Below are 3,124 nucleotides of genomic sequence, written 5' to 3' on the forward strand. Positions count from 1 at the left end.
AACTAAATGAACACATTGAAACTCACCCGTTGATAATGTTTGTGTTTTTCGTTCTAATGTTAAATATCCCAGTCCTAATTTGATTAGTAGGCTCAAGCGTTTATACGCAATATCTTCATTTGGAATTTCATCAATAATATCCTCAATTGAGCGCTCAAAAATATCATCAATTTCTTCACTATACTTTGTCAGTTTCTTTTTAATATCTAAGAAAGTTGCTACAGTTGATCGACTTGTAATCGATTGGTTTCGATCTTGCCCTACCATAACTAGTTTATCCTTTGGATATTGTTTCAAGAAATCTGTAGCTAAACACTCATTGACAAGTGTAGATTTCCCGCATCCAGACTCTCCTGTAACAGTTACAAGTCTATTTTTAGGAATCTGAAACTCAGTCATTTGGATATTTCGGCAATATAATTCATGGAATGTATAATATTCTGTTGGCATTTCATAATTTCGTTCCGATAGTATTGGTTTTGGTCTTGGTGATTCTTTCACGATTTGTCCACCATATTTTCCGCTACCAGGTCCGAAGAACAATTGCTCATCTGTTGTATCCAGTACTGTATCTGAATGATCAATGAGCCAGATTTGATTTTTACACCCTAATTGCTTGATCTCTTCTAATATTTGTAATAATGTTTCATTATCAAGTCCAACTGAAATCTCATCAATAATAATTACAGTATTTTCACTAACTGCCATGAATTCAGCTAAGTAAAGTCGTGTTAATTCTCCACCTGACAACGTACCCATAATTCGATTTAATGTTAAATAACCAATGTTCATATTGATAATATTTTGCAATATATGTTGTTTTGCTTCACTAATATTTAATTCTTCTGCTAATGAAAGAATAGATTCAACACTTAAATCGTTAATATCCGAAATTGTATGTGATTCAGCAAATAACTCAATAGTACGTTGTTCAACTTCTTCACTATAACGTTTCCCCTTACATTTTTTACACTCAATATTTTTAGTAGTACCACGCCCTTTACAGCCAGCACACCAACCTAATTGATTATTAAATGAAAAGACTTCAGGAGAAAGATTAAATTCTTCCGCTAATTTTTCACGAATCTCTTTAAAAACACCTGTATGAGTACCAATCGTCGAACGCGGATTGGAAGAAATTGATGATTTCCCTAAAAAAAGTACTAAAGGCATTTCTTCCATTTTAATTGCACTAAAATTAGTTTCCATAATATTAGGAAATAAATATTGATATTCAGCCTTTGGCAATAAGGAAACTAGACGCTTCTTTGATTCTTCACCAATTGTTTGACAAAGAGTTGTTTTTCCAGATCCAGATAAACCAGCAATACCAAGTGATTTATTAAATGGAATAACAGTATCAAGTTTATTTATGTTATTAGCAATTAATTGATTTACTTTCATATTGACCTCTATTCTTATTTTTCCACAAAATCATTTTTATAATATAATAATTATATAATAAATACCATGAATTTAATCCCTAATCTTTCAACTCATCAACCTTAACCTTATAATTATCAAACCAATATTCCCACTCATCTTTTGAAAACACCTTCTCTTCTCCTTCTAAAACTGAAGAAAAAAGGTCAAGACAAATATGCCAACCAGCTATATCTTTCGGTGTATGGTCAGTTAATTCATGAATGTATTCTTTAAGTAGTAAAAGAGAACCATTTTCCTCTTTATGTATTTCAAATCGGACACGATCTTTATCCCATGTGAATTCAAGTACTGAATTTAGTTGGCACTCCAAAATATCAATATTTAAAAATAAACCATCCATCATGTCGAACTTTATAATTCCACCTGTTTTAAGATTTTCAATCTGTAAATTAGACATCCATTTTTTAAGCTTGCTGTTTTCAGTTAAAACAGACCAAACTTCCTCTATTGTATAAGAAAATTGGCGTTCAAATTTCACAATATAGCCGTCAGTTTGTTTCTCTATTTCAGCCAACATATTTATTGCCTCCTACTTGCATATAGAATATACGTTCTTATTTTACACGAATTTATGTATAAAAGAAATCTCTATGGCAATGAAATATTAATTTAATGTGTGAATGGTAATTTGAACATTGATTTATTATATATTCTCTCCATATGTTTATTACAATAGGCGTACCTCAACATTTCCACAAAAAAATTCAACATGAGAAAACGTTGATTTATTTATTTTATATAATATTTCCATTAAATATTTAAAAGCAATTTCCTTTAAGATAAATGGTGTGAATAAGAGCTAATATAGTATTCAAATCAAGTTATGTAATGTTCAAAATCACTTATTATGTATGTCTAATTCCTTGCTAAACGTAGGTTTACAAAACAAATAAAAAAAGCCGCATTTGCGACTCATGAACGGATAGAACTAACACCTATTTTAGGTGAATGACTTACCTTTTAATCGCGTCAACAATTAGCGATGGAAAACCAAGTTTGTCGCCTCTATTTCTAGAATCATACCTTTTCGAGCGGAAAATAACGCCGTCATTCGCATCCCATTCTGTGTAATAAAATTGACCATTTTCATCACAATATTCAAGTAAAACTACCTCAAATCCAGCAATTTCAAACATTTTCTTTAATGTTTTATAATTATGAACAATTTTATGACTTGCAGCTGGGTGATTTTTCGGACCAGGCCCGCCTATTTGAACTATATTTTGATATGCTTCATCTCGGAAAAACGCATCAGGAACACCACACCGAATATGACCTGATGGCTTTAAAAATTTATAACAAATTTCAGCTGCTTTTACACCTTCTTCAAAAGTAAGATGTTCCCATACATGCTCTGCTAAAATAGCTGAAATGGAATTGTATTCAAATCTTTCTTCCCAAGTGGTATTGTCTAGTAAATTAAGTTCATCTTCTTGCGTTTGAACCCAACCTGGATTATTATTAAATATTCCAGCTCCGACTACTACTTTAATTTCGTCTTGCTTAATTGCCATCACTTTCACCTCATAAATTTTTTAATGTATTAATATATTCTATGTTTACTATAAACTTCCTTTTTTCGACTAAAGTGCCAGTTAGCTTAATAAGATAGGTAACAAAACTTCTGTTGTTTTCACTTATCCTCCCACATACAGCAAAAACGTTTATAGTACAAAAT

Annotated in this window: 3 protein-coding genes; all 3 read right to left on the reverse strand. The window is 31.1% G+C overall.

What is annotated here, in order from left to right:
* Window positions 1-1,404: ATP-binding cassette domain-containing protein (locus AC1DJR_RS23565; RefSeq protein ID WP_477003635.1), on the reverse strand; the 1,404-nt coding region annotated here is incomplete at its 3' end.
* A gap of 79 nt (window positions 1,405-1,483) precedes the next feature.
* The gene (locus tag AC1DJR_RS23570; RefSeq protein ID WP_429692442.1) at window positions 1,484-1,963 is read right to left on the reverse strand and encodes an SRPBCC family protein; all 480 of its coding nucleotides are present in this window, start codon (window positions 1,961-1,963) and stop codon (window positions 1,484-1,486) included.
* 436 nt (window positions 1,964-2,399) lie between these two features.
* A complete protein-coding gene (locus AC1DJR_RS23575) occupies window positions 2,400-2,963 on the reverse strand; it encodes a class I SAM-dependent methyltransferase (protein ID WP_429687124.1) in 564 nt (187 codons plus the stop codon).
* Window positions 2,964-3,124 lie beyond the last annotated feature (161 nt).

It is taken from the genome of Bacillus sp. 05T31, from assembly GCF_056396725.1.

What these genes read in the sequence shown, in the direction of transcription:
- AC1DJR_RS23570 (WP_429692442.1), bottom strand. Translation starts at nt 1,963, where the DNA reads ATGTTGGCTGAAATAGAGAAACAAACTGACGGCTATATTGTGAAATTT.